Raw genomic sequence first — 26,313 nt, forward strand, 5'->3', positions numbered from 1 at the left:
CTCAGGCCCACGCCTCAGAACCGGTAACCCACGGCCAGCAGGCCGCCGACCGGCGAGCGCTCACGCACGAAGGGGCTGTCTTTCGCATCGCCCTGCAACGAGGTGGCGTTGACCCCCAGCGTGGCGGCCCACTCGCGGGTGATGATGTACGTGAGCGACATGCCCAGGCGCACATCGCGCACGCCCGCGCCAGCCTCGTACACGCCGTAACCGCTGGCGCTGGCTTGCTCTGGCGTGATGCCGAAGTAGTCGTGCATGTAGTCGCGGTTGGCGTAGGTAGCCGACAGGCTCGCGCCCAGGCGCCAGCGCGGCGCCACCATCACGCCGTAGTGGGTGCCCAGGTCGAACAAAAAGCCTTTGCGCTCGTGCCCGGCGCCATAGCGCAGCGAGCTGCTGAGCGACAGCTCGGGCGACAGACGGGCGTTGAAGAACAGGCCCGCCTCGGCGCGCGTCGGGATGTCGCCCAGGCCGCGCAAGGCGTCAGAGCGGTGTTCTTTGCGACCCAGGTCAGGGGTCAGGCGCAGGCCGTATTGGAAGCGCGGGTCTGACGAAAAGCGGTAGCCCACGCCATTGCCCACACCCGCAAACCAGCCGTTGGCCCAGCGGTAGTCGATGGTGGGCAAGAGCAGGTAGCGACGCTCGTCGGAGCCCAGGTACTTGTGGCCCGCGATCGCCGCCAGGCCGACGCGCCCACTGCCCTGGCCTTCGGGCTCGCCCTCCAGGCGCACCGCGTCGAACGACTGCGCCGAAGCCGCTGCGGCCCACAGCATTCCTACTGCGGCCATGGCCTTGAACACGAAACCCTGCATGTGCAGCTCCTGCAAAGAAGAAATGAATCGCTGCACTCTAGGTGGCGCTTGTAAAGAACGTGTGAAGCAACCGCACTTCACGCCGCCAGCAGCGACACCACCACCCACCAGACAAAGAGGCCCAGCATGAGCAACCATGCCACCACGATCAGCGCCGCCCCCCACCACAGGCGCGACAGCTTGTCTTTCGACACCTCGGCCTCGCGCATCAACGCTTCCCACAGTGGCTTGGGCGTAAGCCGCGTCACCAGCGCTATGCCCAGCGGCACGATCACCAGGTCATCAAGCTGGCCGAGCACGGGAATGAAATCGGGGATCAAGTCGATCGGGCTCAGCACATAGCCCAGCACCACTATGGCGACGAGCTTGGCGCTGCGCCGCGTCTGCGGGTGCCGAAATAGCTTCCACAGCGCGATCAGGTAGGTGACGAACCGGGCGGCGTTGGCCGCGCGCACCAGCTTGCCGACTTTGAAGGTCATGGGGCGTTCCTGCGGGCCGGCAGCAAGGCCACGCCCACGCTCGTGATGCGGCCCTCATGCATGGCGTGAATCTCAAAGTGCGCGCCGTGCCACTCCAGCCCGTCTCTCACACCGTGGCCACGCGCCAGCACACCGGTCATCCAGTCGCACAAGGTGGGGGCTGCATTCGAGGGCAGTGGCAGCTTGAAGAACTCGAACACATCGGCCAAGGGCAGTGAGGCATCGAGCGTGAGCCGGCCCACCACCGGCCCCTGGCCGGGCGCCGGCTCTTGCAGTGGCTCGATCACGCCCAGCCGCCGGGCCGCCCAGGCGAGCGTGGTGCCTTGCATCAGCAGCGAGGCCAGCACCACCGCAAACGCCACGTTGAAGAAGCGATAGCTGTCGGGCATTTGTGCGAGCAAGGGGAACAAGGCCAGCACGATGGGCACCGCCCCGCGCAGGCCGACCCAGCCGATGAAGAAACTCTCTCTCGACCTGAAACGCAGCGGCCAAAGACACAGCCACACCGCCAACGGCCGCGCCACGAGCATTAACGTGGCGGCCACTGCCACGGTGGGCCACAACGCCGCGAGCAATTGGTGCGGCGACACCAGCACGCCCAGCAACAAGAACATGGCGGCCTGCGCCATCCAGGCAAAACCATCAAGCGCCGACGAGGCCGCATGGGCTGCGTCGGCGGCCCGCTCCCGCACATACAACCCGAAGAGATAGACCGCGAGAAAGCCCGAGCCTTCGACCAGGCCCGCCGCCGCGAACACCACCACGCCGCCCGACACGATGATCATCGACAGCAAGCCGCTGTGCGCCGCCGCGAGCGAGAGCTTGCCGGTGACTCGCCTCAGCAACCAGGCCACGCCGGCCCCGCCCAGCAGCCCGCATGCCGCACCAAACCCCGCCTGGCGCACGAGCAAGAGCAGCACCTCGGCCGGCCCGGCTTGCGCTTTGATCACCTCGATCAAGGCCAGCACCAGAAACACCGCCATCGGGTCGTTGAGGCCTGACTCCATTTCGAGCGTGGCCGACACCCGCTCCTTGAGTTGCACGCCGCTCTGGCGCAGCAGCGAGAACACGGCCGCCGCATCGGTTGAGCCGACGATGGCCCCCAACAGCAGTCCATAGCGCCAATCGACCTGCATCACCAGCATGGCCACTGCCCCCACGATGGCCGCGGTGATCAGCACCCCCACCGTGGCCAGCATCAGCGCCGGTCGCAAGCCGGTGCGGAAGGTTTTCATGGGCGTGCTCACGCCGCCTTCGAGCAAGATGACGGCAAGCGCCAGGTTGCCGACCCAGGCCGCCAGCAGCGAGTTGTCGAAGCGCACACCGCCCGGGCCATCCACACCGACCAGCATGCCGGCCACCAGAAACACCAGCAGGAAGGGCAGCCCCAGGCGCGCCGAAATCACGCCGGCCACGAGGCTCACGAACACAAGCAGGCCGCCGGCCAGCAGCAACAGGTTGAAGGTATGCATACGCGGCTGACGGTAGCAGAGCGAGCCCGCCACGACGCCGCGACACCCTTGGCTCCCTAAGGGTGGGGGTGCAGCACCGCGCCTGCTGTTTTATAAGCATATGCATGACATCTGCCGTTGCAATCTGCATGCCCCGGTGGGCCGCGTCGGTCACCGCCGTGCTCGTCGGTTGCAGCCTGATCGCACTCTCGGCCTGCAGCAGCTACTCTCACACCAACCAGGCACTTCCGCCAGCGCGGGACGAAGGGGTGGCGCCCATCGCCGCAAGCCCGACACGTGCCACCTTCTCGGTCGGTGGCGAGCGCGGCAACCCGCGCGTGCTGATGTTCCTCGCCCTGTCGGGCGGCGGCTCGCGCGCCTCGTATTTCTCGGCCGCCACCATGCTGAGGCTGCAAACGCTGTACCCCGACGTAGACCTGTTGAACGAAGTCGACGTGATGTCGTCGGTGTCGGGTGGCTCGGTCACGGCAGCCCTGTATGCCGCCACGCGCGACACGCACCTCGTGTCGAGCAGCCTGGCTGCCGCACTGCCCACTGCCATTGCAGGCACGCCGCTCGCCGCGCGCATCAAAGTCGACACGCACGCTCAAGAGCTGCGCTGCAGTGCGCCCTTGAAGCCCGATGAGGTCGCCGCGTTGGCCCAGCAATTGCCCACCTTGCAGCCCGAGCTGCGCCGGCTCGACTACCTGTGTCGCCAGGCCCCGCTGAGCCACTTGCGTGACTGGGACGGCCCCTCGGTGCTGGCCCTCACCAGCCGCAACTACCTCACGCGCTGGTTTGGCAACTGGTTCTGGCCGGCCAACATCGTTCGCTACTGGTTCACCGCCTACGACCGCGGCGACATCATGGCGCAGACCCTGGCCGACAACCTCTACGGCACACGATTGATTGGCGCCGACCTGAGCCTGGGCCAGCTCAACCCCACGCGCCCTTACCTGCTGATCAACGCCACCACCGCGGCCGACCAAGACGCGCCCGGCATCAACGCCGCCGACGAGTACGCCTTCGGCAGTGTGTTCACCTTCACCGAGCAAGACTTTCACGACCGCATCAACTCCGACATCAACCGCTACTCGCTGGCGCGCGCGGTGATGGCCTCTTCGGCATTCCCGCTGATCTTCCCCAACCAGACGCTGCAAGACCACCGCGCGAGCGCCTTGCAAACCTATTGCCAGGACGACCGCTACGGCGAGCTCAAGTGCACCGACAAGCAGTACCTGCATGTGTTCGACGGCGGCAACTCCGACAACCTGGGCCTGAAGTCGATCAAGCGCGCGCTGTTTCACATGGAGGCCGAGGGCCGGCTCACGCACGACCGCATCATCGTGCTGCTGGTCGATGCCTTCACCCGGCCGCGCGGCGCGAGCCGCCTCAACCCCGACCCGCGCGGCACCGTGGGCCTGCTGCTCGACGCCAACCTGAGCGACGCAGTCGACTCGCTGCTGCAAAACAACCGCGCCAAGCTGCTGGGCGAGTTCGACTCGGCGCGCCTGCGCTGGAGCGATGGCGATTGCAAACCCGAGTCACGCGAGCTGCCGAGCACGCTGTGCCAGGCCTTGAAAGCGCACGAGCCGCAGCACCTCGACCTCACCCAGCGGCTGGTCTTCTATCACGTGGGCTTTGACGATGTGGTGGCGCTAGACCCCAAAAACGCCGGCCTGAAGCGTCAGCTCGACCTGATCCCCACGTCGTTCAAGCTGGCACCGGCCGATGCGGGTCTGATCGACAAGGCCGTCGACGCCATCGTCACGCCCACCAACCCGTGCCTGCTGCAGATTCGCTCGCTGCTGCTGCCCGAGCAAGTGGCCCCCGAGGCAGTGACGGACGCGCGCAGGGTGTGCGCGGGCATTGAGGGCAAGCGGCCTTCGCTGCCACCATCGCCCTAGCTCACGGAGACGAGCGGCGCTTCGCTGCGTTGCTTGTAGAAGCGCAGGATCACCTCATTGAAGTCGCCCAGCAGCCACTGCGCCACCCAGTTGGCGTACAGGTTGAACTGGGTCGAGATGCGGTAGTTGACACGCATGTGCAGCAGCGTGCCCGTGCCTTGCGGCTCCAGCGTGTAGGTGGTGTCCAGCAGATCGAAGTAGTGACCGCCGATCATGACGTGGTCATCGAGCGAGCCAGGTGGGAAGGAATCGGGCGTGAAGCGATAGGCCCAACGGACGCGTCGTGGTGGCTGCCAGTCGGCATCGGCCACATGGCCATCGAAATGCACGTTGCGTGTCCAGGTCATGGACCGCACGCGACCTTCGGGCACCTGCCGTGTCACGCCCGACACGGGCATGGGCGCACCGATGCGAAAGGCCCAGGCGTCACCCACTTCGTCGGCGCGGATGTGGGTGGCGGCATTGAGATGACGCCAGATCACCTCGGGCGCCGCCTGAATGAGCGCAGAGCGCTCGACTGAGTGTTGCGCCACCGGCGTGGGCAGCTGCTCGCCCAACGCCGCGAGCACCAGCGGCACGACACCCAGGCAGCAGGCCACCTGCCTGGGCCAGTGCGTCAGGCGGCACACCAGCCCCATCACCAGGCCACCGATGCCACCCATCACCGCAAACATCGGCACGATGACGATGGCGCAGATAACGCCTTCGATCATGATGATCAAGGTGCCCACGACGAAGAGCAGGGTCGCCACGAAGGGGGCGTAGAAGTAGTAGCCCCAGCTGCGCCGGCGTTGTCGCTCGGCGAGATAGACCGTCACCGCGCCGATGGCCAGCGGCGCACAGAAGATGAAGGCCCCCGCCATCGCCGACCAGGCACCGCCCGGTCGGCCCGAGAACGCCAGGCGCAGCAGCACGCCGAACAAGGCACCAAAGGCGATGGGATAGCGGGCGAGGAAGGGCAGCACGCGCTCGCGCAGCCTGGGCGGTTCGGTCAGGGCCGCCGCCGGTGGGGTGTAGTGCTCGTCGAGAGGTTCATTCATGGGCGCTGCTCGTTCAAGGCGCGGGCAAAGCGCGCCGCGGTAGGCCGGATCAGAGGCCGGTACAGCCAGCGCAGCAACCAACCCGGCACGCCCTGGCCACGTTCTTCGAAGGCGACGCGCGCGCGGTCGTGCGCCATGAAGCGCGGGCCGATAGGACGGTCGTCTGCGCGGGTGCACCGAAACTCAATGCGGTCGAGATGCTTGATGCTTTTGTAGCCGTAGTGCGCCGGGGCGACCAGGCGCAGCGGCGCGCCGTGCGCCACGGGCAGCGGCTGGCCGTCGAGGTGATCGGCCAACAACACGCTCTCGGCCAGCATGTCGGCCAGGGGCAGGCTGGTGCGGTAACCGTCTTGCGCGCGCAAGACGACAAAGACGGCATCGGCCTCTGGCCCGACCCTCGGCAGTACGAGCTGGTGATAGAAGTCGCTGAAGCGCACGCCGCCCCACAGCAGCGAGCGGCGCGTCCAGGTGGTGACGCAATGGAAATCGGCACGCATCTCGGTGCGCGGCAAGCCTGCCCACTCGTGTTCCAGCGTGAGCGGCGACCGCACGTCGCCGCCTACGCGCAACTGGATGCGGTCGGTCACCGACGGAAAGCGCTCTGCAAACTGCGTGAGGCCGAAGCGCGGGAAGTCTTCGCGCTCACGCTGGCCCGGCGGCAAGCGGGTCTTGCTCATGACAGGCGTACAGAGTGGCGAGCACGCATTGTTGACGCGGGCAGCACCTCGCGCCCGCCATGCCGGCGCGCCTGTGCCGCCGGCTCGGCTGCAGCGCACCACAGCAGCAGGATGAGCGCCAGCACAGGCAGGTTTTTCACCAGCGGGCCGCAATGGTCGAGCGTGAGCTCGGGCATGTTGACGGCAGCGGTGACGGTGTAGCCGATCACGGCGGCGACCTGAAACGCTTGTAACCACGGCGTGACGCGGCGCAGGCTCAAGAGACCCAGGCTGATGTTGAGCGCGCACGAAAACACCAGCGCCACCACGCCCACCGGGCCTTCGAAGCCGCAGCGCGCCAGCAGCTGCAGCACGCCCGACTGCTGAGGCAGCAATGCGCTGATGAGCGCGGTGTAAAGCCACATGAACGCCAGCGACGCACGCGCCAGCATAGCCATCGCAGGGCTCAGGCTAACCCGCAGGTCGAGCAGCGGCTCGGGCGCGCTCACGGCCAGGCCCTGCGCCATGGGTGTGGGCACGCGGCCGAGCAGCATCGGGGTGGCGTTGGCAAGCGGCACGCTGCCGCGCTCAAGCATGCGGATGGTGTCGCGACAAAACACTTTTTGCGGCAGTGCCTCGGCCGCCCACGCCATGGTGCGCATCAGCGGCATCGGCATTGGCAGCCACAGCGCGTCGCCCAGGCCGAGTGCGCTGCGGTAGTGGGCGAGCATGGCGCGGTAGCTCAGCCTGTGCGGGCCGCCCAGCTCGTGAATGGCCTTGAGCTCACCTGGCCGCTCGACCAGCAAGGCGATGGCCTCGGCCAACTCGTACACATGGATCGGCTGCACCGCCTGCTCGCCGCGGCCGGGCAGCGAAATGACGGGCAAGCTTGCCAGCGTGGCAAACAACGCCGCGCTCTGGCTGCCGGGGCCGTAGATGAGCGAGGGGCGCAGCACGGCCCAGTCGAGCGGCAGCGTGGCGAGCGCGTCGTCGGCCAGCAGCTTGCTGCGCAGGTAGGGCGTGCTGAGGGTGTCGGCATCGCCGTGCACACCCAGCGCAGAGACTTGCACGATGCGGCCCACACCTGCCAGCGCCGCGCCGCGAAAGAGCTCGATGGGGCCTTCGGTGTGGACGCGCTCGAACGTCTGCTGGCGCGAGGCCATCAGAATGCCGATGCAGTTGACCACCGCGTCGACGCGCGCTGCGCGCAGCCGGTCGGCCCACTCTGCTGGCGGGCGGGCTTGCATGTAGTCGACAGGCATGGCGTGCCGCCCGTCTACCGCACCGCGCGCGCCTTCGATCACCGCATGCCCGCGCGAGCGCAGCGCATGCACCACCGCCTTGCCCACACAGCCGGTGGCACCGCAGACCAGAACTCTCATAGCACCCTCCTGTTCGACAACGGCCGAGGCACAGGGGTCAGCACCTCATGTGCGCCGTCTTCCAGCGCCTGAAGTTCAACTCGTGGCGGCAGCGCTGCCGGGACCGTCACGTTCCATACCCAACCGAAACGGCACAAGGCCATGAGCACCCACCAGCCCGGGTCGGGCTGGCCGGCATAGAGGCCCAAGCGAGCCGAACCCGGAAAAGCGTGGTGGTTGTTGTGCCAGCACTCGCCGAAGGTAATGAGGCCGAACCCCAGCACGTTGTGACCTTGCACACCCGCGCCATTCACATGCCAGCTGCGGTGGCCGCGGCGATGCGCAAAGTGCCCGATCGCCCAGTGGCCGGTGAGGCTCACTGCGACCCGCAGGCACACGCCCCACAACACCCAGCCCAAGCCACCCACCGCGGCAAAGGCAAGAACCCATGGCAGTTGCTGCAGCATCCAGTGGCGCTCGATGAACATCAACATGCGATCGCCACGCACTTCGGCGGGCAGCTCGAAACGCGGCGGGCGATCCAACTGCAGCTCGCAGTGCAGCTGCCACCAGGCGTCGCCCCAGAACGAGCAGCGGTGCGCAAAATAGTCGTGGCAGCGCGGCTGTCTTTGTGCCCAGTCGCGCATGTCGTGCGTCCGCATCATGCCGACCGGACCGGCCATGCCGACCAGCGTACCCAAGTAGACGAACAGACGCTCCATCCAAAGCGGGCAGTGGTAGCTGCGATGGATGAGTCGGCGGTGCATGCCCAGCGAATGGCCCAGGCACAAGGTCACCGCGCTGCCCGCCAGAAATACCAACAACCCGCTCCAGCTCCAGTAGAGCAGCGGTGCAGCGATGCCGCCCGCCGCCATCATGAACCACCACATCGACTTGACTGGCGTCCAACGCACCTTGCCCTCGAGTGCGCTGCAGCCTGGAAGCGCGACGATGGTGGGCACACCGTTGCGCATGATCAGCCCCTATCGGCAGCGCGATGGGTGGATACATCGCAGGTGCCCGCTTGGCAGTCGCGCATGCGCTCGGCCACGCGCCGGGCGCGATGCTCGCGCACTGCATCGATCAAAGGCGCGGCCAAGCGCGAGATGGGGCGGCGGTGTCTCGCAAAGAGGCGGTAGCCGGCATCGGACACCGCTCGCAGCGGCGCCCAGCCGGTGGGCTTCAACACCCAACCCAGGCCCGCCGCCTCGTAGGCCATGCGCAGCACCTGCACGCCGCGTATCACCTGCCCATCGGCGCGCTGCGCATGGATTTCGGCGTTCATCTCGGCCAGCGTGGCGCCGTAAGGCGCGGGGTCGAAGCCCGGCGCGCTGATGTCGATGAAGCGCAACATGCCCTCGGCGTTGCGCGAGCGCAGGTGGTCCATTTCCAGCGAGCACACGCTGCAGCTCGCGTCGTAGAGCAAGGTCAGCGGGTAGAGGGTGCTCATGGTTCTCTCCAGTTATTTCAGTCAAAACAGAAATATCAGCTTAAAAAAAGGCGCACTTCATGGCCCCAGCAAATGTGCAGGCGTGATCTCGGAAGCGGGGCCGGCATCAACATCACGCCCCAGCAGTTTCTTGACCTTGGCGCCCAGCTTGAGCACCTTGCCGAGGGTGTCGGTGTCCAGCCGCAGCATCTCGTCGCTCCAGGCGGTGAGCGTCTGCAAAAACTCTAGCGTCTCGCGCATGCGCAGCTTGGCTTCGGTGGGGTCGCGGCTGATGGTGGGGTCGGCCAGCAGCTCGGTCAGCACGTCGATGGTGGGCGCAATTTCGCGGCGTTGGCGCTCGCGAACAATGGTGCGAAACAATTCCCACACATGGGTGGAGGTTTCGAAATGGTCGCGCCTGTCACCGGCAATGTGCACCAGCCGCACCAGGTTCCAGCCCTGCAGCTCGCGAATGCTGTTGCTCACGTTGGAGCGGGCCACGCCCAGGGTGTCGGTGATCTCTTCGGCCTGCATGGGCCGGCCGGTGATGTAGAGCAGCGCATGGATCTGCGCCACGGTGCGGTTGACACCCCAGCGGGTGCCCATTTCGCCCCAATGCAGGACGAAGCGCGAGAGGGTGGGTGAGAGGTCCATGGCTGCACTCTAGGTCTGGCGAATATTTCTGTCAATACAGAAATTGCGAACACAAAGCTCAACGCGCTGGCGACCGAAACGCTCCCGGTCAATCCCGGTAAACGGGAATCCATGCCGCACCACGTTTGAGAGGCTGTGCGCTTTCGCCGGGATGGCAAAGCCCTCTGCGCCAACTGCATCACGGTCACCCCGCCTTCTTTCTCAAGTAAGGCAGCAACACACCGATACATCTGCCCATACCCCTTGGGCATTTGCCTTTGCCTGCAGGGAAAGAAGGCTGTGGTTTCACCTGCTGTTCTGCGGAGCAGCTGTGAGCCCACTGCGCAAGATGACAACGATGTACGAACCGAGAGCCACCACCATGAAGGGCTTCACGCTGATTGAGCTGACCGTTGCGCTGAGCATCATGACCATCTTGGTCGCGGTGATGCTGCCGCGCTTCGTGCAGCTGCAGCGCGCGGCCCGCATCGGTAACCTGAAAGGCCTGCACGGCTCGGTCTCGGTGGCGACCACACTGATACATGCCAGCTTGCAAACACAAGGTGGTCAACGCGACACACGCGCCTGCACCGGCGGCGGCCTGGCAGACAACCAATTCACCGGGCCCGGCACGGTATGCACGCAGGCTGGGTTGGTGCACACGCTCAACGGCTACCCCGCCTCGACCCCGCTGGGCACGCCCGGCGTGGTGGCGGTGGCCGGCATCGACAAGGCCTTCAACCCGACCGATGCGCAACTCAAGGCCGATGGCTACCGCGTGAGCGTGGCCAGCGGCGTGACCACCTTCGCCCGCGCCGACGCCACAGCGCCCGGCGAATGCAGCTTCACCTACACCCAAGCCTCGGACGCTAGAACGGCAGCGTCTATTTCAACCCCCGTGACAACCGGATGCTGAGCCGTTGCATCCACTCTTTCGCTCTGCCTTTGTTTAGGAGATTCTCATGAAAACGCAACGTGGTTTTACCTTGATCGAACTGGTGGTGGTCATCATCATCCTCGGCGTGTTGGCTGCCGTGGCCGTGCCGAAGTTCAGTGACATGTCCATACAAGCACACAACGCCGCCGCCAAGGGCGTGGCCGGTGCGATCTCGTCGGGCTCGTCGATCAACTACGCCAACCGCCAAGTCGGCACCGTCGGTGCCGTGGTGCTGAACCAAGCCAACGTCTGCACGGCCGCCCTGCTGGGCAACTTCGTCCAGGGCGTGACGCTGGTGGCCGGCGCCCCCGCCAAGGATGAAGAATTCCGCATCCAGGCATCGACCACCCCGGGTGCCAATGCCAACTGCAACGCCGCCACCGCAGCCGCCACGGCGACCTGCGCTGTGCTGCCGCGCGGCACCGGTGTCACTGCGCCAGACGTGACGGTCTTCTGCGCTCGTTGATGGCCCCGAGCCACCGGGTCTCCTGACCCGGTGCCGGGACACCCCATGCGAACGCAACGCGGCTTCACGCTGGCCGAGCTGGTCATCGTGATCATCCTGATCGGCATCCTGGGTGCCGTAGCGGTGCCGCGCCTGTTGGACATGGACGGGCTCGCCGCCCGCGGCACGCGAGACTTCGTGAGCAGCGCCCTGCGCTACGCGCAGAAGTCGTCGGTTGCGATGCGGCGCAACGTGTGCGTCGCGGTGTCGGCCACGCAAGTGACCATGACCTATGCGAGCACCAGCGGTGCATCGCAGGCCTGCTCGGCTGGCAACACCATTGCCAACCCGGGCAACGGCCTGGCCTTCGGCGACATCAGCAATGCGCTGCCGGCAAAAGGGCCGGTGAGCACGCCCGCCAATGTGATCTTCGACGGGCAAGGCCGACCCTTGTCTGCACCCTCGACGCCGCTGCCTGCGGCCATGACGATCTCGGTGACTGGCTATGCCACACCCATCACCATCGAACCCGAAACCGGCACGGTGCACTGACGGCCACGCCGTCGCCGCGCGCCAACGAGGCCTGAGCCTCGTCGAGATCGTGATCGCCATCATGATCATCAGCGTGGCCGTGACGGGTGTGCTGATGGTGTTCAACAACAGCGTGCGCAACAGTGCCGACCCGCTGGTGCGCAAGCAGGCGGTGGCCATCGCCGAGTCGATGCTCAACGAAGTGATGGCCCAGGCTTTCACCTACTGCGACCCGCAAGACCCCGCCAACGATGCCCCCACACCGCCGGCCAGCACGGCCGCTTGTACTGGTGGCACCGCAGGGTCACAAGACAAAGGTGGCGGTGCGCTGGGGCCCCAGCCCGGCAGCGAAGGCCGCTTCAACCCCACCGACCCGCTGGACAACGTGGCCGACTACAACGGCTACACCATGAACAGCGGCATCTATGGGTTGGACAACGGCGCCACGCCAGTCGCCGCGCTGTCGGCCTACGCGGCCAGCGTCACCGTGACCCGCGCCGGCGCCTTGTTCAGCCTGCCCAACGACGCCGTGCTGCGCGTGGTGGTGCAGGTCACCGGCAAGGGCGAGACCATCACCCTCACCGGCTACCGCTTCCGCTACGCGCCCAACAGCACCGGCTGACAACATGGCGCACACCCCCGCACCCCGTCGCCAACGCGGCTTCACGTTGATCGAAGCCATCATCGTGATCATGCTCACCGGCATCGTGGGCGCGATGATCGCCGTGTTCATCCAGGCGCCCGTCAACGCCTACCTCGATCAGGGTCGCCGCGGCGAGCTGACCGACGCCGCCGACGTGGCCTTGCGCCGCATCGCGCGAGACCTGCAAACCGCCTTGCCCAACAGCGTGCGGGTGAACGCGGCGGGTACCTACATCGAGTTCTTGCCGGTGCTGGCCGCCGGGCGCTACCGCGCCAGCCCCAACAATGCCGGCGTGGGCGATGCGCTCGACTTCAGCTCACCCACCGACGCCAGCTTCGAGGTGCTCGGGCCACCGGTCAACGTGGCGGCGGGCAACCAGTTGGTGATCTACAACCTGGGCCTCACCGGTGCCGACGCGTACGCCGGCACCAGCCGCCGCGCACTCACCAGCACCGGCAACGGCCTCGCAAGCCTCAGCTATGTGGTGGGGGCAGCCCAGTTCCCCTATGCGTCGCCCAACAAGCGCTTTCACGTCGTCAACCGGCCGGTGACATATGTGTGCGCACCAGCCGCTGCCGGTGCAGGCACGCTGCGCCGCTACGCCGGCTACCCGATACAGGCGGCGCAACCGGCGAACGTGGCCGCAGCCCCGCTGAGCGGGCTGGTCGGCGCCAACAATGCGCTGCTCACCGGCTCGGTGGCCGCCTGTTCGTTCACCTACAACACCGCCTCGGCACGCAACGCCGTGGTCACGCTGCGGCTCACACTCACCCGCAGCGGTGAAAGCATCACGCTCCTGCAGCAAGTGCATGTGGAGGCTTCGCCGTGAGGCGCAGCGCCCCTCGCCCGCGCGGCTTCGCCATGGTGGCGGCGATCATCTTGCTCGTGATCCTCGGGCTGCTGGGCGGGCTGATCGTGTCGCTCTCCACCAGCCAGCAGATCAGTGCGGTGCGCGACCTGCTCGGCTCGCGTGCCTACTACGCGGCGCGTGCCGGCATCGAGTGGGGCACCTACCAGGCCGTGCAAGCCAGCAGCTGCCCCCTTACCGCGCCGCTGCCTGCGGCGGTGGCCGCCACCGGCTTCTCGGTGCAAGTCACCTGCGCGCTGAGTGGCCCATACGACGAAGCCGGCGTGGCGGTCACGCTGTATCAGATCACCGCCACCGCGACCACCGGCACGCTGGGCACTCACACCTACGTCGAGCGGCAGCTTCAAGCCGTGGTGAGCAAACCATGATGCACACCCTCTTTCGCGCCGCGCTGATGCTCGCCCTGTGGGCGGGCGCCGCGCCTGCCTTCGCCACGGCGTATGTCTTCCCCGGCACCTTGCCGGCCGGCTGCAGCGGCAGCGGCCCCAGCTACACCTGCGGTTCATTGACACTGGGCAACTCCGACACCATTGCCATCGGCGCACCGCGGCCTGCCACCATCACCGTCAACGGCAACCTCGATGTCGGGCGCGCACTCATCAACGCGAGCGGGCTGGCCAGCAACCTCACGGTGACCGTGACGGGCACCTTGTCGGTGGGCAACCAAGGGCAGATCAACGGCAGCGTGAGCGCCGCGTCCATGACCAACCCGGGCGGCCGCGCCAACATCGGCGGCTCGCTCACCACCAGTGGGAGCCTGTCGCTGGGCAACTCGTCCACGATTGCCCAATGCGTGCGAAGCAGCGGTGCGGCCACGATCACCCTCGGCAACGGCACCACCGCAGGGGGGGTGTGCTGTGGCGCGCTCGGCTCATGCACCAGCAGCTGCGTCGTCAACAACACTGGCGCCGCCATGCCAGCGCTGTGCGCCAGCCCACCCCCTTCTGCCAGCACCGCGGGCCAATTCAACGCCTTCGACACCGCCACCGCGGCCGGCAGCGTCACGGGTGTCATACACACCAAGGTCGCCGGCGCGGCGTTCAACCTCGCCGTGGCCGCGATCAACACAGCCGGCACGGGGCTGGCCACGGCGTTTGCAGGCAGCGTGAAGGTCGAGCTGCTCGACAGCAGCAACAACAGCGCAGCGCTGGTCAGCGGCACCGGCTGCCGGTCGAGCTGGGCCTTGGCCGCTGGCACCGCCTCGAGCACGCTCACGCTGGCCGCGAGCGACCAGGGCCGCAAGAACATCGCGCTGACCATCACCAATTCATGGCGAGATGCCCGCGTGCGCGTGAGCTACCCGGCCACGGGCACGCCCACCGTGGTGAGCTGTAGCACCGACAACTTTGCGATACGCCCGGCGAGCTTCGCCAGCTTCAGCGCCACCGACGCCAACTACCAGACCGCAGGCACCACGCGCACGCTCGCCAACATGGCACTCACCGGCGGCAATGTGCACAAGGCCGGCCAGCCTTTCACCGTGCGTGCCACTGCAGTGAACGGCGCGGGCTCGCCCGCCACCACCAGCAACTACACCGGCACGCCCACGGCCTTCATCAGCGCGTGCGCCGGCGCTGCCTGCGGGGGCACGCTGGGCACGCTGACGCTGAGCCCCGCGGCCACGGCGGGGGTGATCAACACCACGGCGAGCTACACCGAGGCGGGCGCCATCAGTTTGCAGCTGGTGGACAGCAGCTTCGCCAATGTCGACGCGGCCGATGGCTCGACCACCGCCGAGAAGAACATCAGCTCGCCCGCACTGGCGATAGGCCGCTTCGTGCCGGACCACTTCGAGATGGTCGTCGCGGGCACAGGCCCCACGCTGCGCACCTTCAACAGCAGCACCTGCAGCCCGCGCAGCTTCACCTATCTCGGCCAGCCCTTCGGCTATGCCACCGTGCCGCAAGCCACCGTGTACGCCCGCAATGCAGCGGGCAACACGACCGCCAACTACCCCGACACCAGGCTGAATGCCTTGGTGCGCAACCAGGCCTACGCACTGCTGCCCCCCGGCGCGCTCATCACCAGCGCCACCACCTTGCCCGTGCTGGTGGCCAACGGTGATGGCACGGCCACGCTCACCACCCAAGCCACTGATCGCCTGACGATCACCCGACCCACGACCACGCCTCTGGCCCCTTTCAATGCCGACATCAGCCTCACCTGGAGCGTGAGCGACAACTCGGCGACCGGCACGGGCAACGGCCCCATCACGATGACCGCGCCGCTCAGCATGCCCAGCATTCCCTTCGACATGGGCAATGAGTTTCGCTTCGGGGTGCTCAAGATGGGCAGCGGCTATGGCAGCGAACTGATCAGCCTCGGGGTGCCGGTCGAGCTGCAGTACTGGAACGGCAACGCGTTCATCACCAACGCAAACGATCAATGCACGACGCTCGCGACAAGCGCGCTGGCCTTGGGCAATTTCCGCAGCAACCTGGCTGCTTGCGAGACGGCGCCCGGTGCGGCGACGGTCACGTTCACCGCGGGCCGTGGATTGCTCCGCATGCTGGCGCCTGGAAGCGGCAACGCGGGCAGCGTGGACGGCACGATCAACCTGGCAGCAGTGGCAGCAGGCAACCAGTGCAGCGCGGTGGGCGCTCCAGCAACACCGGCCACCACGGTGAACATGCCCTGGTTGCAAGGGCGTTTGGGGGCGGCGGGCACGTACAACGTGAACCCAAGCGCGAGGTTCAGCTTCGGGCAGTACCGGTCGCCATTGATTCACTTGCGTGAGGTGTATTGACGGGCGGCGAGGCGTGTCTGGTGTTGCGGGTGTTCATCTCCCCCTTCGGACGAGCTGAACCGCCAGGCGCACCCTGTCCTGAGCTTGTCGAAGGGTCAGGCTGAGCGGGTGGAGGCCAGGGTGGCACTCACGATCCACCCTTCCACCGAATCCACCCCCTCCGGCATCCCAAACCCAGCCTGCCCACTCGCCCACCCCGCCTGCATCAGGCACAACACCGCATCCAGCAAATCACCAGAAGCATCTGCTACCAACGCATCCCGCTGCGCATGGGTCAGCCGCAAACGCAAGCCCAGCCGCAGGCTGCGCCCCTGCTCCAGCCCCTCGACCACATCCTTGCGCGCAATCAAGCGCTCCGGCGTGTGCTTGGCCTTGTCGTCGCTCTTGTACGACCTGTGCCCGATCAGCTCGCGCGCCAGCAAACCGGGGTAGCCTTCCAGCGCCACGCGCTCACCATCACCCGCATGCAAGCCAGGCATATGCACGCCCGCCTCCAGCAGCAAGGGCACCCCCGCATGCATCATGAAGGCCACTGGCGGGTTGACCCATTTCATCGACGGTGACGACCCCGCGGGCCCATCACAAGCACGGTGCGCAAACTTGGCGCCTACCGGTCGCGCGTCGCAAAAGGCCGCAAAGGTGTCGCGTATCTCTTCACGCGACAAGGCCGTGTAGTGCTGCATCAAGGGCAGCCACTCACGCGGCCAACCCAGCGCCTCGACCAGCTCGCGCGGCAAGCCAAAGGGGAAGTCGCACGCCGCTAACCATGGCCCCGGCATACGCAGCCAAGTTGAGAGACTGTCGAAGGTCTCGTGCAACTCGGTGCGCGCCAGCCGCAGCACGCCCCGCTCCATCGCACCCAGCGCCACCGTGATCGGCTTGCGCCGGGTCGGGCGGCTGGTGAAGTCGATGCCGGCCAGCAACACGGGTCAGCCCAGCGCAAGACCGGCCACGCCCAGCGCGATGCAGGCCGCACCGGCAAGACGCAAGCCCCGCTCGCCCTCGCCCAGCAGCTTGCCACCCAGCAAGGCCGCAAACAACATCGACACCTCGCGCGCAGGCGCCACGTGCGACAGCGGCGCCAGGCGCACGGCATAGAGCACGAGCACGTAGGCCATCGGGCTGATGGTCGAGATCAACAACGCGTGCTTCCACTGCGCACGGCAGACTGCAGCAAAACGCACACGGTTTCGCAGCGCCACAGGCAGCACGAAGGGTATGCGCACCAAATTGCCGAGGTACCCAATGAGCAAGGGCGACACCAACCACACCTTCACCGCGTAGCCGTCGATCAACGTGTAGCCCGCGATCGTGAGGCCCGTGAGCGAGCCCCAGGCCAGGCCGGCACGCACGCGCGCGCGCTGTGCGGGGTCGTGCGCCTTGGCCCACAGCCCAGGCCCCCCGGCGATCAGGAACACGCCACCCGTGACCGCCAACACGCCCAAGCCGCTCAGCCATGTCATCGACTCGCCCAGCAGCAGCAGCGCGCCGACAGCGGCCACCAGCGGCCCAGTGCCGCGGGCCACCGGGTACACCACCGTGAGGTCGCTCACCGCGTAACCGCGAAGCAGCGCGTGGAAGTACACGAGATTGGTGATGCCGCTGGCGACGATGAGGCTCCACTGCACCCACCCCCAGCGCGGCAGCTCGTTCCAGCCCGCCCACAGGCCCACTGGCGCCCACACGAGGGCGTGCAGGGCATAGACCAGGAGCATGAAGTGGCCGTCACCGCTCGCCTTCTTGGCGACCACGTTCCAGCCGGCATGCAGCAGCGCGGCGACCAGCACGAGGCCCAGCGCCAGGGCAGACATCAGCCCTGCCCGATCAGACCGACGGTCGACTACCGGGCTTCGCGTCTTGAATGTAGAGCGGGCCGGAGATGCGCTCCGACGCTTCCATCGTGGCAGCCTTCACGTTGTTGCGGCGCCAGGCCCAGGTCTTGAACGCCTGCGGCCAGATGCTGATGCACGAGCAGTAGTAGATGAACTTGAAGCCCAGCAAGCGCGGCCACACCGGCGTGTCGCGGAACAGGTCACCCGCCAGGATGGACAGCAGTGCCTCTTGCATGCGCCACACGTTGCGCGGCTGCATGAAGATCTTGCGTATGCCCGGCGAGGTGATGCGGTAGATGAACCACGAGAACATCTTCGGGCCATGCACCATCACCTGCTCGAAGCGCTTGAATTGCTTCTCTGCGGCCTTGGCCTCACCCTTGAGCCAGAAATCAATGGCCTTGGCGCTTTCGAAGGCGCTGTTCATCGCCAGGTACACGCCCGACGAGAACATCGGGTCGACGAAGGCATAGGCGTCGCCAATCATCACGAAGCGGTCGCCGCGGCAGTACTTGGAGTCGTAGGCGTAGTTGCCGGTGGTGGTGGCCGGCTCCAGCAAGGTGGCGTCTTTCAGGCGCTCGGCCAGCTTGGGCGCGAGCGCAATGGTTTGCATCAAGAAGTCATCAAGGCTCGCGCCCTTGCGGTTGTCTTTGAAATAGCCGGGGTGCGACACCGCGCCCACGCTGGTGGTGCCGTCGAGCAGCGGGATGTACCAGAACCAGCCGTGGTCAAACCAAAACAGCGTGATGCTGCCTTCGTGCTTGCCGGGCGTGCGCTGCGCATTGGCGAAGTGGCCGAACAAGGCAGCGCTGGCGTGCTTGGGGTTGCGCTTCTTCACATCGAACTGGTTCGACAGCAAGGTGTCGCGCCCGCTCGCATCCACCACAAAGCGCGGCCGCCAAATGGTCTCAGCGCCGTCTTCACCCGTTACCTTGACGGTGGAGCGGCCCTCACCGGTCTTGCCCGCATCCATGTCGACATGCTTGACACGCTGGCCTTCGAAGGTGCGTGCGCCCAGCTTGGCGGCGTGGCGGAACAAGAGCTCGTCTAATTCGGCGCGGCGCACGTGCACGGCGTAGGGAAATGACTTGTCCATCGCCTCGGCGAAGAGGAAGCGGCTGGTGTGCTCATGCCAGGGCGAGACGAACTCGGCACCGTGCTTGATGATGCCGATGCGCTCGACCTCGGCGCGCACACCCAGGCGGTCGAACAGCGGCATGTTCATCGGCAGCAACGACTCGCCGATGTGAAACCGCGGGTGGTGAACTTTCTCGAACAGCACCACGTCATGGCCCATCTCGGCCAGAAGCGCGGCCATGGTCGACCCACCCGGGCCACCGCCGATGACCACAACGTCGGGGGTGTTGCCTGCAAACTGCTGCGGTGCCATGGGGGTGATTTCCTGTCGGGGGAGCGGGGTGGGGGTCAACATCGGGGGGCCTTCTGAGGCAACTCTGAACGAGCCTGCAAGTCTACCGAGAGTCGCCCGTGCGCTTCCGTGCCGAGATCACGAAACACGCGTGCCCGCGATACATTGCGGCTCATGAATCCAGTACTGGTGGAAGTGACCCGCGGCAGCCATGTGGAATCGCGCCATGCCGGCGCAGTGGCGGTGGTCGACGCCGCAGGCGGTGTCTTGACGCACATCGGCGACATTGACCGCCCCGTGTTCCCGCGCTCGGCCATCAAGCTGCTGCAGGCCCTGCCGCTGGTGACCAGCGGTGCGGCCGATCAGCTGGGCCTGAGCGATGCCGAGTTGGCCCTGGCCTGTGCTTCGCACAATGGCGAACCGCAGCACGTGCAAACCGCCGCTGCCATGCTGGCCAAGGCCGGCCTGGACGCCAGCGCGCTCGAGTGCGGCGTGCACTGGCCCTCAAACGAAGCCGCGGCGCGCGCGCTGGCGGCGCGCGGTGAGGCGCCACATGCGCTGCACAACAACTGCTCAGGCAAGCACGCGGGCTTTGCCTGCATGGCCTGCGCGATGTCGGGCGGTGTAGCCCTGCGCCAGTACCTGCTGGGCTATGTGCAGCCAGACCACCCGGTCATGCGCGAGGTGACGGCAGCACTGCAACGCAGCACCGGCGCCGACCTGTCAGCCGCCCCACGCGGCACCGATGGCTGCGCCATTCCCACCTTCGCGATTCCATTGCGCCAGCTCGCACTGGCCTTTGCGCGCATGGCCACCGGCCAGGGCGTGTCGGCAGACGATGCCCACGCCGCCCGGCGCCTGCGCCAGGCCGTGGCGCGCGAGCCATTCATGGTGGGCGGCACCGGCCGCTTCGACACCCGCGTGATGGAGCGGCTGGGCGAGCGCGCCTTCGTGAAGGTAGGGGCCGAAGGCGTCTACTGCGCGGCCCTGCCCGAACAAGGGCTGGGTGTGGCCCTCAAGATCGACGACGGCAATACAGCACGCGCCGCTGAGGTCGTGATGGCCGCGGTGATCGCAGCGCGCGTGGCGCTCAGCGACGATGAGGCCGGCTTCATGCACCGCCTGAGCCACCCGGTCTTGCGCAACTGGAACGGCACCGAGGTGGGCGGCCTGCGCCCTAGCTTCGCCTCACCTCATGGGTGACGTGCCTCTGCTGCGCCCCCTGTTCGGGCTGAGACTGTCGAAGCCGGCGCCGAGCTTCGCCTACCCTTCATGAACGACCTGGCATTTGACGACCTGAAGCTCTTTGCCCGCGTGGCCGCGCTGGGCACGCTTTCGGCCGTGGCGCGTGAGCGCGACGTGCCGGTGAGCCAGGTGTCGAGGGCGCTCGCCCGCATCGAGAAAAATGCCGGCGTGCGGCTGATCCACCGCTCCACGCACGGCCTGGCGCTCACGGTCGAGGGCGAGACCTTTCTCGACTACTGCCACCGCCTGACGGCCACGCTCGAAGAGCTGGAAGGCGAATTTGCCAGCAAGTCGCGCGAGGCCAGCGGCGTGGTGCGCGTGGCCGCCAGCAGTGTGATCGCGCAGTACCAGCTGCTGCCCAGCCTGGCGGGCCTGAGCCAGCGCCACCCCCTGCTGCGCGTAGACCTGGAAGTGAGCGACCGCCTGGCCGACATTGCGCGCGACGGCATCGACATCGCCATCCGCACCAGCGCCACCCTGCCCGACACCCTGGTGGCCAAGCAGATCGGCACGCTGGGCCGCGGCCTGTATGCAGCGCCAGCTTATCTGGCCACCGCCGGCATGCCCCATCACCCCGACGAGCTGCGCCTGCACCGCCTGGTCACCAACAGCGCAGCCACCCAGCTCAACCTGTGGCCCTTCATCGTGGACGGCAAACCGCTGAAGCTGGCGGCGCAAGGCGACTGGCGCGCCAACGACACCAGCCTCGCTGCCAACATGGTGGTGCAAGGCCTGGGCATAGGCCGCCTGGCCACCATCGCAGCGGAGCCGCTGGTGCAGCGCAAGCTGCTGGTGCCGGTGCTGGCCGAGTTCGTCGACCTGCAACCCTCACCGGTCTACGCGGTGATGGCCGGAGCGCGCCAGCGCCTGCCGAAGATCAAGGCCTGCATCGACTACTGGGCAGCCTGGTTTTCAAGATAAGCGCACACATGAAACAAGCCACCACAATGCTGACCTGGATGCTGGCCTTGCTCGTCACCGGTTGTGGGGGCAGCACCTCATCGCCACCGGCCACGCGGGTGCCCATCAATACCGCCACAGGCTGGTCAGACTCGCCTTTCATCTCGCGCGACGGGCAGCGGCTCTACTTCATGTACTCGCGCTACGACTTCGGGCCGTGGATCCTGAGCGGCGGAACCGTCGAGCCGCAAGCCACCGGGCCCGATCGCCCAGGGCTGCACAAGAGCATGGTGAACGCGTTCGACGAATCCGACATTTACGTGTCCACCAAGAACCCCGATGGCTCGTGGTCGGAGCCGGTCAATTTGGGGTTGAACGGCGCCTACGGCGATTCGAGCGGCATGGAGATCGACAACGGCAACACCTTCGTCTGGCTGCAGGGCAATGGCGTGACCGCGAACGATCTCGTGATGGCCAGCAAGACCGCGGGCGGCGGCTGGAGCGCGCCCGTCGCTTTCGGTGGCGGCATCAACGACCATTCCGCAGGCACCTTCCAGGACAACCCGCACATCTCGCCCGACGGCAACGGTCTGTGGTTCACCTCGAACCGCGCCAACGGATACGGCGGCCGCGACCTTTGGTTCTCGCTCAAGTCGGGCGGCGTGTGGTCAACGCCGGTCAACCTGGGCGCCGACTTCAACGCCCACGGCGATGAAGACCAAATGTGGGTCTCGCCAGTCACACCCGACCTTTACTGGAAAACCGATCGAGGCCTGATGAACTGCACCTGGAACGCCAACACCGGCAGCTGCAGCGCCGCAGCCGTGGTGGTGACGATCCCCGGCTGCTCTTACACCGCCGAGGTGTCCATGCCCGACAGCGGCACCGTCATGTACTTCGGCTGTGGCGACTTCCGCACCGGCCGCGTGCGCATCATGTATTCGGTGAAGCAGCCCAACGGGCAGTGGGGCACCGCAACGCCGGTAGATTGACGCCGCGCATCACTCGAACCACAGCTCGATCTCGTAGCCATCGGGATCGGCGACATAGGCGAACGGAAAGCCTGGCGAGAACTCGCCCTGGCGCAGCAGCGTGCCGCCGGCGCGCTGCACCTCGGCCACGGCGAGCGTGATGTCTTCGGGCTTCTTCAGGCGAAACCCGAAGTGGCCGATGCCACCGGCGACGCCTGCCTTTTCAGGCGCACGCTCGAAAGCCAGCACGTCAAACGGGCCCGGCCCCTGCACCTGAATCTGCTGCTCGTCGCGAAAATACTCGCGCACGCCAAACGCCTGCGAATAGAAATCAAGCGATCTCTGCGGGTCGCGCACCGCGAGGCTGATGTGAGTGAGACCCTGTGTTTCAACCATGCTGCACCTCCACAACCAAGGTGTGAGCCTACGCCAGTGGGCTGAAGTCTGTCTCGAAGAGCTGGGTGTCCGAGCCGTCGTCGTTGTGCCGCAGGCCTGCCTTCTGCATGCCGGCCTTCATCAACACGCGGTGCGAGGCCTTGTTGTCGGGCGCGGTGGTCGCAATCACCTTGTCAAGGCGGAAAGCCGTTGCCCCATAGGCCAGCAGCGCAGTTGCGGCCTCGCTCGCGTACCCCTGGCCCCACGCCTCGCGCCGCAGTGCGTACTTGATCTCGCAAAGCGCCTGCCCATCGGGGTGCACGAGCCCGCAGAAGCCGATCACCTGGCCGGTGGCGCGCTCGACCAGCGCAAACATGCCGTAGCCGCGCGTGGCGTAGTTGCGCTGGGTGACGGCCACCCATTCCTCGCACTGCGTGCGGCCCAGGGGCTGGCCGTTGCCGACCCAGCGCATGGCATCGGCATCGCTGTAAACGGCATACATGGCGTCGACATCGCCAGGCTCGATGCGCCGCACCTGCAGTCGTACGGTCTCGAAGAGGATGGGGGAAGCAGGGGTCGTCATGTGGGGCCTCAAGCTGCCATGCGCAACACGTCGCGCATGGTCACGAACTCTTCTGCGCCGGTGGGGTGTATGCCCAGCGTGCGGTCGAACACCGCCTTCGTGAGCCCGCCCTGGAGGGCCACGGCAAAGCCCTGAATCACATCGCCGGCATCGACCCCCACCATGTGCATGCCCACCACGCGATCTGAGGCGTCATCGACCAGCAGCTTCATCAACGTGCGCTCGGTGCTTTCGGAGAGCGTGTGCTGCAAGGCCTTGAACTCCGCGCGGTACACGCGCACGCGGCCATGCTTTTGCTTCGCCGCCTCTTCGCTCAGGCCCACGGTGCCGATGTTGGGGTGGGTGAAGACAGCCGTGGCCACCAGGTCGTAATCAATCGGCTGGCGCGCGGCCTTGCCAGCGGCCGGGCCGAAGAGCTGATCAACGAGGTACATGGCCTCGGCCAATGCCACCGGCGTGAGCGCCTTGCGGCCGATCAGGTCGCCGAGTGCGTACACCGAGGGAACCTTGGTTTGCAGGTGTTCGTCGACGGGAAGCGAGCCATCGGGGTTGAGCGTGAGGCCCAGCTCGGCCAGGCCCAGGCCGTCGGTGCGGGCGCGGCGGCCGGTGGCGTGCAGCACCGCATCGGCCTCGATCACGCTGCCGTCACTCAGCTGCACGCGCTGCACATCGCCCACTTTTTCGACCCCGGTGACGGTGGTCTGCAAGTGCACGGTGACGCCTTTCTTGCGCATTTCGGCGATGAGGAAGTTAGCCACCTCGGCGTCGAAGCCGCGCAACAGCTGCGGGCCGCGGTGCAGCTGCGTCACCTGCGCGCCCAAGCCCTGGAAGATGGAAGCGAACTCGCACGCGATGTAGCCCGCACCCACCACCACCAGCCGCTTGGGGAAAGGCGACAGGTCGAACATCGCGTCGGAGTTGAGCGCCCATTCGGCGCCGGGCCCCGTGGCCGGCGTCGGGTGTCCGCCCGTGGCCAGCAAGATGTGCTTGGCCGTGAGGCGCTGCCCGCCGCCTTCGCAATCGACCTCGACGGTGTGCTCGTCCACCAGGCGCGCCCAGCCGCGCAGCAGCTGCACGCCAGCGCCGCCCAGCAGGCCTTCATAGACACCGTTGAGCCGCTTGATCTCGGCCGCACGCCGCTGCTTGAGCAGAGCCCAGTCGAACTGTGGCTTCTCGGCCTTCCAGCCGAAGCCATGCGACTGCTCAAACATCTCGCCATAGTGCGCCGCGTAGCTGTACAGCTTCTTCGGAATGCAGCCCACGTTGACGCAAGTGCCGCCCAGCGGGCCGGCTTCGGCCACCACCACGCGGGCACCGCGCTGCGCCGCCATGCGGGCCGCGCGCACACCGCCACTGCCCGCGCCCACCACGAAAAGGTCACAGTCAAAGTTGCTCATCGCCCTCGCCTCGCAAGTTCATCAAAGCCTGCAGTGTCGCCAATGTGTCGGCTTCGTGCAGTGGCTTGTCATTTCGGATGCGCAGCATGCGGGGGAATCGCACCGCAATGCCACTCTTGTGCCGCGGGCTCGCGTTGAGGCCCTCGAACCCCAGCTCGAACACCATGCTGGGCTTGACGCTGCGCACCGGGCCGAATTTTTCCAGCGTGGTGGCGCGTATCACGCGGTCGACGTCACGAAACTCTTCGTCGGTGAGGCCTGAATAAGCCTTGGCAAAGGCCACGAGCTGCAGCGCATCGGGCTGCGCCGGCTCGCGGCGCTCGATGGCGTCGACGACGGCCTGCGCTTCGGCTGCATCTTTCGGCTGACGGCTCCACACCGCAAAGGTGTAGTCGGTGTAGACGCTGGCGCGGCGGCCGTGGCCAGCTTGCGCATAAATCAGCACCGCATCGACGCTGAGTGGGGCAACCTTCCACTTCCACCAGGTGCCGTCTGCCTTGGTTCGGCCGCTGCCGTAGCGCGATGCGCAGTGCTTGAGCATGAAGCCCTCGACACCCCGGGCGCGCGATTCTTCTCGCAGCGCGGCGAGTGCTTGCCAGCTAGAACGCTGCTCCGTGGGCGAGACCTTGAGCGTGCTGGTGCGGGCCAGCTCCAGCAAGACTTCACGGCGCTGCCACTGCGGCTGATCACGCAGGTCAACGCCTTGCCATTCGAGCAGGTCATAGGCCATGAAGGTAACTGGCGCGTCGGCCAGCACGCGTTTGTTGAGTGTCTTGCGGCCTATGCGCTGCTGCAGCAGGTTGAAAGGCGCGGGCCGCCCGTCTTTCCACACCAGGATCTCGCCATCGACCACGGTGCCGTCGGGCCATTGGCCGGCGAGGGTCACCACCTCCGGGAAGCGCTCGGTGACCAGCTCTTCGCCGCGCGACCAGACCCAGATGTTGCCGGCGCGGCGCACCACCTGGGCACGGATGCCGTCGTACTTCCACTCCACCAACCAGTCACTCGGTGGCCCGAGCCGGGTGTCGAAATCGGACAGCGGCAGCTCGATCGCGTGCGCCAGAAAAAAGGGATACGGCTGGCCCGAATCAGCCTGCACAGCGGCGTCGTGCGTCAGCAGGTTGCGATACAGGGCTGCACTGGGGCGCGCCGCCTTGTCGGTGTAGCCCATCATGCGCTGTGCCACCAGCTTGGCGTCGAGCCCGGCGTGGGCGGCCAGGGCGCGCTGCACCAGCAGCTTGCTCACCCCCACGCGAAAGCCACCGCCAATCAACTTGGTGAGCAAGAAGCGGGCGGTGGTGTCGAGCTCGTCCCAGTAGGCGGCGATGCGCTCGGCCTGTTGCTGGGGCGAGGCCTCACGCAAGGGCAGCAGGCGCCGCTCTACCCACTCGGCCAGGCCCACATCGCTGATGCTGGTCGCCGCGGGCAGCACATGCGCGATGGTCTCGGCCAGGTCGCCCACCGCTTGGTAGCACTCATCGAACAACCAGTCGGCAATGCCGGCGCGCTGCTTGGCGAGCGTGCTCAGCACTGAGGTGGGCACCACCTGCCTAGGCTTGCCGCCCGACAAAAAGTACACCGCCCAGGCCGCATCGGCATCGCTGGCTTGCGCAAAGTAGCGCTTGAGCGCGTCGACCTTGGCGGTGGTGGCCGTGCTGGCGTCAAGCTCGTTGAAGAGCTGGCTGAAGCGCTTCATGTGCAGCGCA

General features: G+C 66.7%; 27 protein-coding genes. 11 read left to right on the forward strand and 16 right to left on the reverse strand.

Annotated features, from left to right (window positions below; all coding sequences use genetic code 11):
• Positions 1-14 precede the first annotated feature (14 nt).
• From AC30QB_RS15720 to AC30QB_RS15730, 3 genes are all read right to left on the reverse strand, one after another.
• The gene (locus AC30QB_RS15720) at positions 15-809 is read right to left on the reverse strand and encodes a MipA/OmpV family protein (RefSeq protein ID WP_489547183.1); all 795 of its coding nucleotides are present in this window, start codon (positions 807-809) and stop codon (positions 15-17) included.
• A 77-nt stretch (positions 810-886) separates the two neighbouring features.
• A complete protein-coding gene (locus AC30QB_RS15725; protein WP_489547184.1) occupies positions 887-1,288 on the reverse strand; it encodes a YkvA family protein in 402 nt (133 codons plus the stop codon).
• A complete protein-coding gene (locus tag AC30QB_RS15730) occupies positions 1,285-2,760 on the reverse strand; it encodes a potassium/proton antiporter (RefSeq protein WP_489547185.1) in 1,476 nt (491 codons plus the stop codon). Before AC30QB_RS15730 ends, AC30QB_RS15725 begins: the two co-directional genes overlap by 4 nt.
• Positions 2,761-2,864: 104 nt before the next feature.
• On the opposite strand from AC30QB_RS15730, the gene AC30QB_RS15735 reads away from it, so the two are divergent.
• A complete protein-coding gene (locus AC30QB_RS15735) occupies positions 2,865-4,646 on the forward strand; it encodes a patatin-like phospholipase family protein (RefSeq protein ID WP_489547186.1) in 1,782 nt (593 codons plus the stop codon).
• Here AC30QB_RS15735 and AC30QB_RS15740 read toward each other — a convergent pair.
• From AC30QB_RS15740 to AC30QB_RS15765, 6 genes are read right to left on the reverse strand one after another with little or no spacing between them, the layout of a single operon-like run.
• On the reverse strand, positions 4,643-5,686 hold the full coding sequence (locus AC30QB_RS15740; protein ID WP_489547187.1) for an SRPBCC family protein: 1,044 nt from the start codon (positions 5,684-5,686) through the stop codon (positions 4,643-4,645). The genes AC30QB_RS15735 and AC30QB_RS15740 overlap by 4 nt on opposite strands.
• Positions 5,683-6,363 carry a molybdopterin-dependent oxidoreductase gene (locus AC30QB_RS15745; protein WP_489547188.1) on the reverse strand — a complete coding sequence of 227 codons (681 nt, stop codon included), beginning with the start codon at positions 6,361-6,363 and terminating at the stop codon, positions 5,683-5,685. Before AC30QB_RS15745 ends, AC30QB_RS15740 begins: the two co-directional genes overlap by 4 nt.
• Entirely contained in the window at positions 6,360-7,724 is a 1,365-nt protein-coding gene (locus AC30QB_RS15750; protein WP_489547189.1) for an SDR family oxidoreductase, read from the reverse strand. The genes AC30QB_RS15745 and AC30QB_RS15750 overlap by 4 nt, the downstream gene beginning before the upstream one ends.
• Positions 7,721-8,677 (reverse strand): acyl-CoA desaturase, encoded by a 957-nt coding sequence (locus AC30QB_RS15755; protein ID WP_489547190.1) that lies wholly within the window; start codon positions 8,675-8,677, stop codon positions 7,721-7,723. The genes AC30QB_RS15750 and AC30QB_RS15755 overlap by 4 nt, the downstream gene beginning before the upstream one ends.
• Positions 8,678-8,679: 2 nt before the next feature.
• Positions 8,680-9,153 (reverse strand): thiol-disulfide oxidoreductase DCC family protein, encoded by a 474-nt coding sequence (locus AC30QB_RS15760; protein ID WP_489547191.1) that lies wholly within the window; start codon positions 9,151-9,153, stop codon positions 8,680-8,682.
• A 57-nt stretch (positions 9,154-9,210) separates the two neighbouring features.
• Complete coding sequence (locus AC30QB_RS15765) at positions 9,211-9,786, reverse strand: GbsR/MarR family transcriptional regulator (RefSeq protein ID WP_489547192.1); 576 nt, start codon at positions 9,784-9,786, stop codon at positions 9,211-9,213.
• A 337-nt stretch (positions 9,787-10,123) separates the two neighbouring features.
• Here AC30QB_RS15765 and AC30QB_RS15770 point away from each other — a divergent pair, with 337 nt between their 5' ends.
• From AC30QB_RS15770 to AC30QB_RS15800, 7 genes are read left to right on the forward strand one after another with little or no spacing between them, the layout of a single operon-like run.
• The gene (locus AC30QB_RS15770) at positions 10,124-10,681 is read left to right on the forward strand and encodes a type II secretion system protein (RefSeq protein ID WP_489547193.1); all 558 of its coding nucleotides are present in this window, start codon (positions 10,124-10,126) and stop codon (positions 10,679-10,681) included.
• A gap of 46 nt (positions 10,682-10,727) precedes the next feature.
• On the forward strand, positions 10,728-11,168 hold the full coding sequence (locus tag AC30QB_RS15775) for a type II secretion system protein (RefSeq protein WP_489547194.1): 441 nt from the start codon (positions 10,728-10,730) through the stop codon (positions 11,166-11,168).
• A 45-nt stretch (positions 11,169-11,213) separates the two neighbouring features.
• Positions 11,214-11,699 carry a prepilin-type N-terminal cleavage/methylation domain-containing protein gene (locus AC30QB_RS15780; RefSeq protein ID WP_489547195.1) on the forward strand — a complete coding sequence of 162 codons (486 nt, stop codon included), beginning with the start codon at positions 11,214-11,216 and terminating at the stop codon, positions 11,697-11,699.
• A complete protein-coding gene (locus AC30QB_RS15785) occupies positions 11,653-12,300 on the forward strand; it encodes a prepilin-type N-terminal cleavage/methylation domain-containing protein (RefSeq protein WP_489547196.1) in 648 nt (215 codons plus the stop codon). The genes AC30QB_RS15780 and AC30QB_RS15785 overlap by 47 nt, the downstream gene beginning before the upstream one ends.
• 4 nt (positions 12,301-12,304) lie before the next feature.
• Entirely contained in the window at positions 12,305-13,150 is an 846-nt protein-coding gene (locus AC30QB_RS15790; RefSeq protein ID WP_489547197.1) for a prepilin-type N-terminal cleavage/methylation domain-containing protein, read from the forward strand.
• Positions 13,147-13,557 carry a hypothetical protein gene (locus tag AC30QB_RS15795; protein WP_489547198.1) on the forward strand — a complete coding sequence of 137 codons (411 nt, stop codon included), beginning with the start codon at positions 13,147-13,149 and terminating at the stop codon, positions 13,555-13,557. Before AC30QB_RS15790 ends, AC30QB_RS15795 begins: the two co-directional genes overlap by 4 nt.
• Positions 13,554-15,935 carry a DUF8470 domain-containing protein gene (locus AC30QB_RS15800; protein ID WP_489547199.1) on the forward strand — a complete coding sequence of 794 codons (2,382 nt, stop codon included), beginning with the start codon at positions 13,554-13,556 and terminating at the stop codon, positions 15,933-15,935. The genes AC30QB_RS15795 and AC30QB_RS15800 overlap by 4 nt, the downstream gene beginning before the upstream one ends.
• 95 nt (positions 15,936-16,030) lie before the next feature.
• Here the strand turns inward: AC30QB_RS15800 and AC30QB_RS15805 are convergent, their stop codons facing one another.
• Genes AC30QB_RS15805 through AC30QB_RS15815 form a run of 3 tightly spaced genes read right to left on the reverse strand, consistent with a single transcriptional unit; the run spans position 16,031 to position 19,157 of the window.
• Complete coding sequence (locus AC30QB_RS15805) at positions 16,031-16,861, reverse strand: DUF429 domain-containing protein (protein ID WP_489547200.1); 831 nt, start codon at positions 16,859-16,861, stop codon at positions 16,031-16,033.
• A 3-nt stretch (positions 16,862-16,864) separates the two neighbouring features.
• The gene (locus tag AC30QB_RS15810; RefSeq protein ID WP_489547201.1) at positions 16,865-17,746 is read right to left on the reverse strand and encodes an EamA family transporter; all 882 of its coding nucleotides are present in this window, start codon (positions 17,744-17,746) and stop codon (positions 16,865-16,867) included.
• 13 nt (positions 17,747-17,759) lie between these two features.
• Positions 17,760-19,157 carry an NAD(P)/FAD-dependent oxidoreductase gene (locus AC30QB_RS15815; RefSeq protein ID WP_489547202.1) on the reverse strand — a complete coding sequence of 466 codons (1,398 nt, stop codon included), beginning with the start codon at positions 19,155-19,157 and terminating at the stop codon, positions 17,760-17,762.
• Positions 19,158-19,310: 153 nt separating this feature from the next.
• On the opposite strand from AC30QB_RS15815, the gene AC30QB_RS15820 reads away from it, so the two are divergent.
• The 3 genes from AC30QB_RS15820 to AC30QB_RS15830 all read left to right on the forward strand — a co-directional run bounded on the left by AC30QB_RS15820 (position 19,311) and on the right by AC30QB_RS15830 (position 22,273).
• Complete coding sequence (locus tag AC30QB_RS15820) at positions 19,311-20,339, forward strand: asparaginase (RefSeq protein WP_489547203.1); 1,029 nt, start codon at positions 19,311-19,313, stop codon at positions 20,337-20,339.
• 69 nt (positions 20,340-20,408) lie between these two features.
• Positions 20,409-21,302 carry a LysR family transcriptional regulator gene (locus AC30QB_RS15825; RefSeq protein ID WP_489547204.1) on the forward strand — a complete coding sequence of 298 codons (894 nt, stop codon included), beginning with the start codon at positions 20,409-20,411 and terminating at the stop codon, positions 21,300-21,302.
• A gap of 8 nt (positions 21,303-21,310) precedes the next feature.
• The gene (locus AC30QB_RS15830; RefSeq protein WP_489547205.1) at positions 21,311-22,273 is read left to right on the forward strand and encodes a hypothetical protein; all 963 of its coding nucleotides are present in this window, start codon (positions 21,311-21,313) and stop codon (positions 22,271-22,273) included.
• Positions 22,274-22,282: 9 nt separating this feature from the next.
• Here the strand turns inward: AC30QB_RS15830 and AC30QB_RS15835 are convergent, their stop codons facing one another.
• The 4 genes from AC30QB_RS15835 to AC30QB_RS15850 are packed head-to-tail and all read right to left on the reverse strand — an operon-like array spanning position 22,283 to position 26,303.
• Complete coding sequence (locus tag AC30QB_RS15835; RefSeq protein ID WP_489547206.1) at positions 22,283-22,648, reverse strand: VOC family protein; 366 nt, start codon at positions 22,646-22,648, stop codon at positions 22,283-22,285.
• A gap of 28 nt (positions 22,649-22,676) precedes the next feature.
• Positions 22,677-23,210: a GNAT family N-acetyltransferase gene (locus AC30QB_RS15840; RefSeq protein ID WP_489547207.1), complete on the reverse strand. Its 534-nt coding sequence runs from the start codon at positions 23,208-23,210 to the stop codon at positions 22,677-22,679.
• Between the two features lie 8 nt (positions 23,211-23,218).
• Positions 23,219-24,607 (reverse strand): glutathione-disulfide reductase, encoded by a 1,389-nt coding sequence (gene gorA, locus AC30QB_RS15845; protein WP_489547208.1) that lies wholly within the window; start codon positions 24,605-24,607, stop codon positions 23,219-23,221.
• Positions 24,594-26,303: an ATP-dependent DNA ligase gene (locus AC30QB_RS15850; RefSeq protein WP_489547209.1), complete on the reverse strand. Its 1,710-nt coding sequence runs from the start codon at positions 26,301-26,303 to the stop codon at positions 24,594-24,596. Before AC30QB_RS15850 ends, gorA begins: the two co-directional genes overlap by 14 nt.
• Positions 26,304-26,313 lie beyond the last annotated feature (10 nt).

Origin of the sequence: Rhizobacter sp. (assembly GCF_046595475.1) — a bacterium.
Taxonomy (GTDB): Bacteria; Pseudomonadota; Gammaproteobacteria; order Burkholderiales; family Burkholderiaceae_C; genus Rhizobacter.

What these genes read in the sequence shown, in the direction of transcription:
- AC30QB_RS15820 (WP_489547203.1), top strand. Translation starts at nt 19,311, where the DNA reads ATGAATCCAGTACTGGTGGAAGTGACCCGCGGCAGCCATGTGGAATCG.
- AC30QB_RS15815 (WP_489547202.1), bottom strand. Translation starts at nt 19,157, where the DNA reads ATGGCACCGCAGCAGTTTGCAGGCAACACCCCCGACGTTGTGGTCATC.
- AC30QB_RS15780 (WP_489547195.1), top strand. Translation starts at nt 11,214, where the DNA reads ATGCGAACGCAACGCGGCTTCACGCTGGCCGAGCTGGTCATCGTGATC.
- AC30QB_RS15765 (WP_489547192.1), bottom strand. Translation starts at nt 9,786, where the DNA reads ATGGACCTCTCACCCACCCTCTCGCGCTTCGTCCTGCATTGGGGCGAA.
- AC30QB_RS15850 (WP_489547209.1), bottom strand. Translation starts at nt 26,303, where the DNA reads ATGAAGCGCTTCAGCCAGCTCTTCAACGAGCTTGACGCCAGCACGGCC.
- AC30QB_RS15725 (WP_489547184.1), bottom strand. Translation starts at nt 1,288, where the DNA reads ATGACCTTCAAAGTCGGCAAGCTGGTGCGCGCGGCCAACGCCGCCCGG.
- AC30QB_RS15835 (WP_489547206.1), bottom strand. Translation starts at nt 22,648, where the DNA reads ATGGTTGAAACACAGGGTCTCACTCACATCAGCCTCGCGGTGCGCGAC.
- AC30QB_RS15750 (WP_489547189.1), bottom strand. Translation starts at nt 7,724, where the DNA reads ATGAGAGTTCTGGTCTGCGGTGCCACCGGCTGTGTGGGCAAGGCGGTG.
- AC30QB_RS15825 (WP_489547204.1), top strand. Translation starts at nt 20,409, where the DNA reads ATGAACGACCTGGCATTTGACGACCTGAAGCTCTTTGCCCGCGTGGCC.
- AC30QB_RS15730 (WP_489547185.1), bottom strand. Translation starts at nt 2,760, where the DNA reads ATGCATACCTTCAACCTGTTGCTGCTGGCCGGCGGCCTGCTTGTGTTC.
- AC30QB_RS15735 (WP_489547186.1), top strand. Translation starts at nt 2,865, where the DNA reads ATGACATCTGCCGTTGCAATCTGCATGCCCCGGTGGGCCGCGTCGGTC.
- AC30QB_RS15830 (WP_489547205.1), top strand. Translation starts at nt 21,311, where the DNA reads ATGAAACAAGCCACCACAATGCTGACCTGGATGCTGGCCTTGCTCGTC.
- AC30QB_RS15720 (WP_489547183.1), bottom strand. Translation starts at nt 809, where the DNA reads ATGCAGGGTTTCGTGTTCAAGGCCATGGCCGCAGTAGGAATGCTGTGG.
- AC30QB_RS15800 (WP_489547199.1), top strand. Translation starts at nt 13,554, where the DNA reads ATGATGCACACCCTCTTTCGCGCCGCGCTGATGCTCGCCCTGTGGGCG.
- AC30QB_RS15755 (WP_489547190.1), bottom strand. Translation starts at nt 8,677, where the DNA reads ATGCGCAACGGTGTGCCCACCATCGTCGCGCTTCCAGGCTGCAGCGCA.
- AC30QB_RS15840 (WP_489547207.1), bottom strand. Translation starts at nt 23,210, where the DNA reads ATGACGACCCCTGCTTCCCCCATCCTCTTCGAGACCGTACGACTGCAG.
- AC30QB_RS15740 (WP_489547187.1), bottom strand. Translation starts at nt 5,686, where the DNA reads ATGAATGAACCTCTCGACGAGCACTACACCCCACCGGCGGCGGCCCTG.
- AC30QB_RS15760 (WP_489547191.1), bottom strand. Translation starts at nt 9,153, where the DNA reads ATGAGCACCCTCTACCCGCTGACCTTGCTCTACGACGCGAGCTGCAGC.
- AC30QB_RS15770 (WP_489547193.1), top strand. Translation starts at nt 10,124, where the DNA reads ATGTACGAACCGAGAGCCACCACCATGAAGGGCTTCACGCTGATTGAG.
- gorA (WP_489547208.1), bottom strand. Translation starts at nt 24,607, where the DNA reads ATGAGCAACTTTGACTGTGACCTTTTCGTGGTGGGCGCGGGCAGTGGC.
- AC30QB_RS15785 (WP_489547196.1), top strand. Translation starts at nt 11,653, where the DNA reads ATGCCACACCCATCACCATCGAACCCGAAACCGGCACGGTGCACTGAC.
- AC30QB_RS15745 (WP_489547188.1), bottom strand. Translation starts at nt 6,363, where the DNA reads ATGAGCAAGACCCGCTTGCCGCCGGGCCAGCGTGAGCGCGAAGACTTC.
- AC30QB_RS15810 (WP_489547201.1), bottom strand. Translation starts at nt 17,746, where the DNA reads ATGTCTGCCCTGGCGCTGGGCCTCGTGCTGGTCGCCGCGCTGCTGCAT.
- AC30QB_RS15775 (WP_489547194.1), top strand. Translation starts at nt 10,728, where the DNA reads ATGAAAACGCAACGTGGTTTTACCTTGATCGAACTGGTGGTGGTCATC.
- AC30QB_RS15790 (WP_489547197.1), top strand. Translation starts at nt 12,305, where the DNA reads ATGGCGCACACCCCCGCACCCCGTCGCCAACGCGGCTTCACGTTGATC.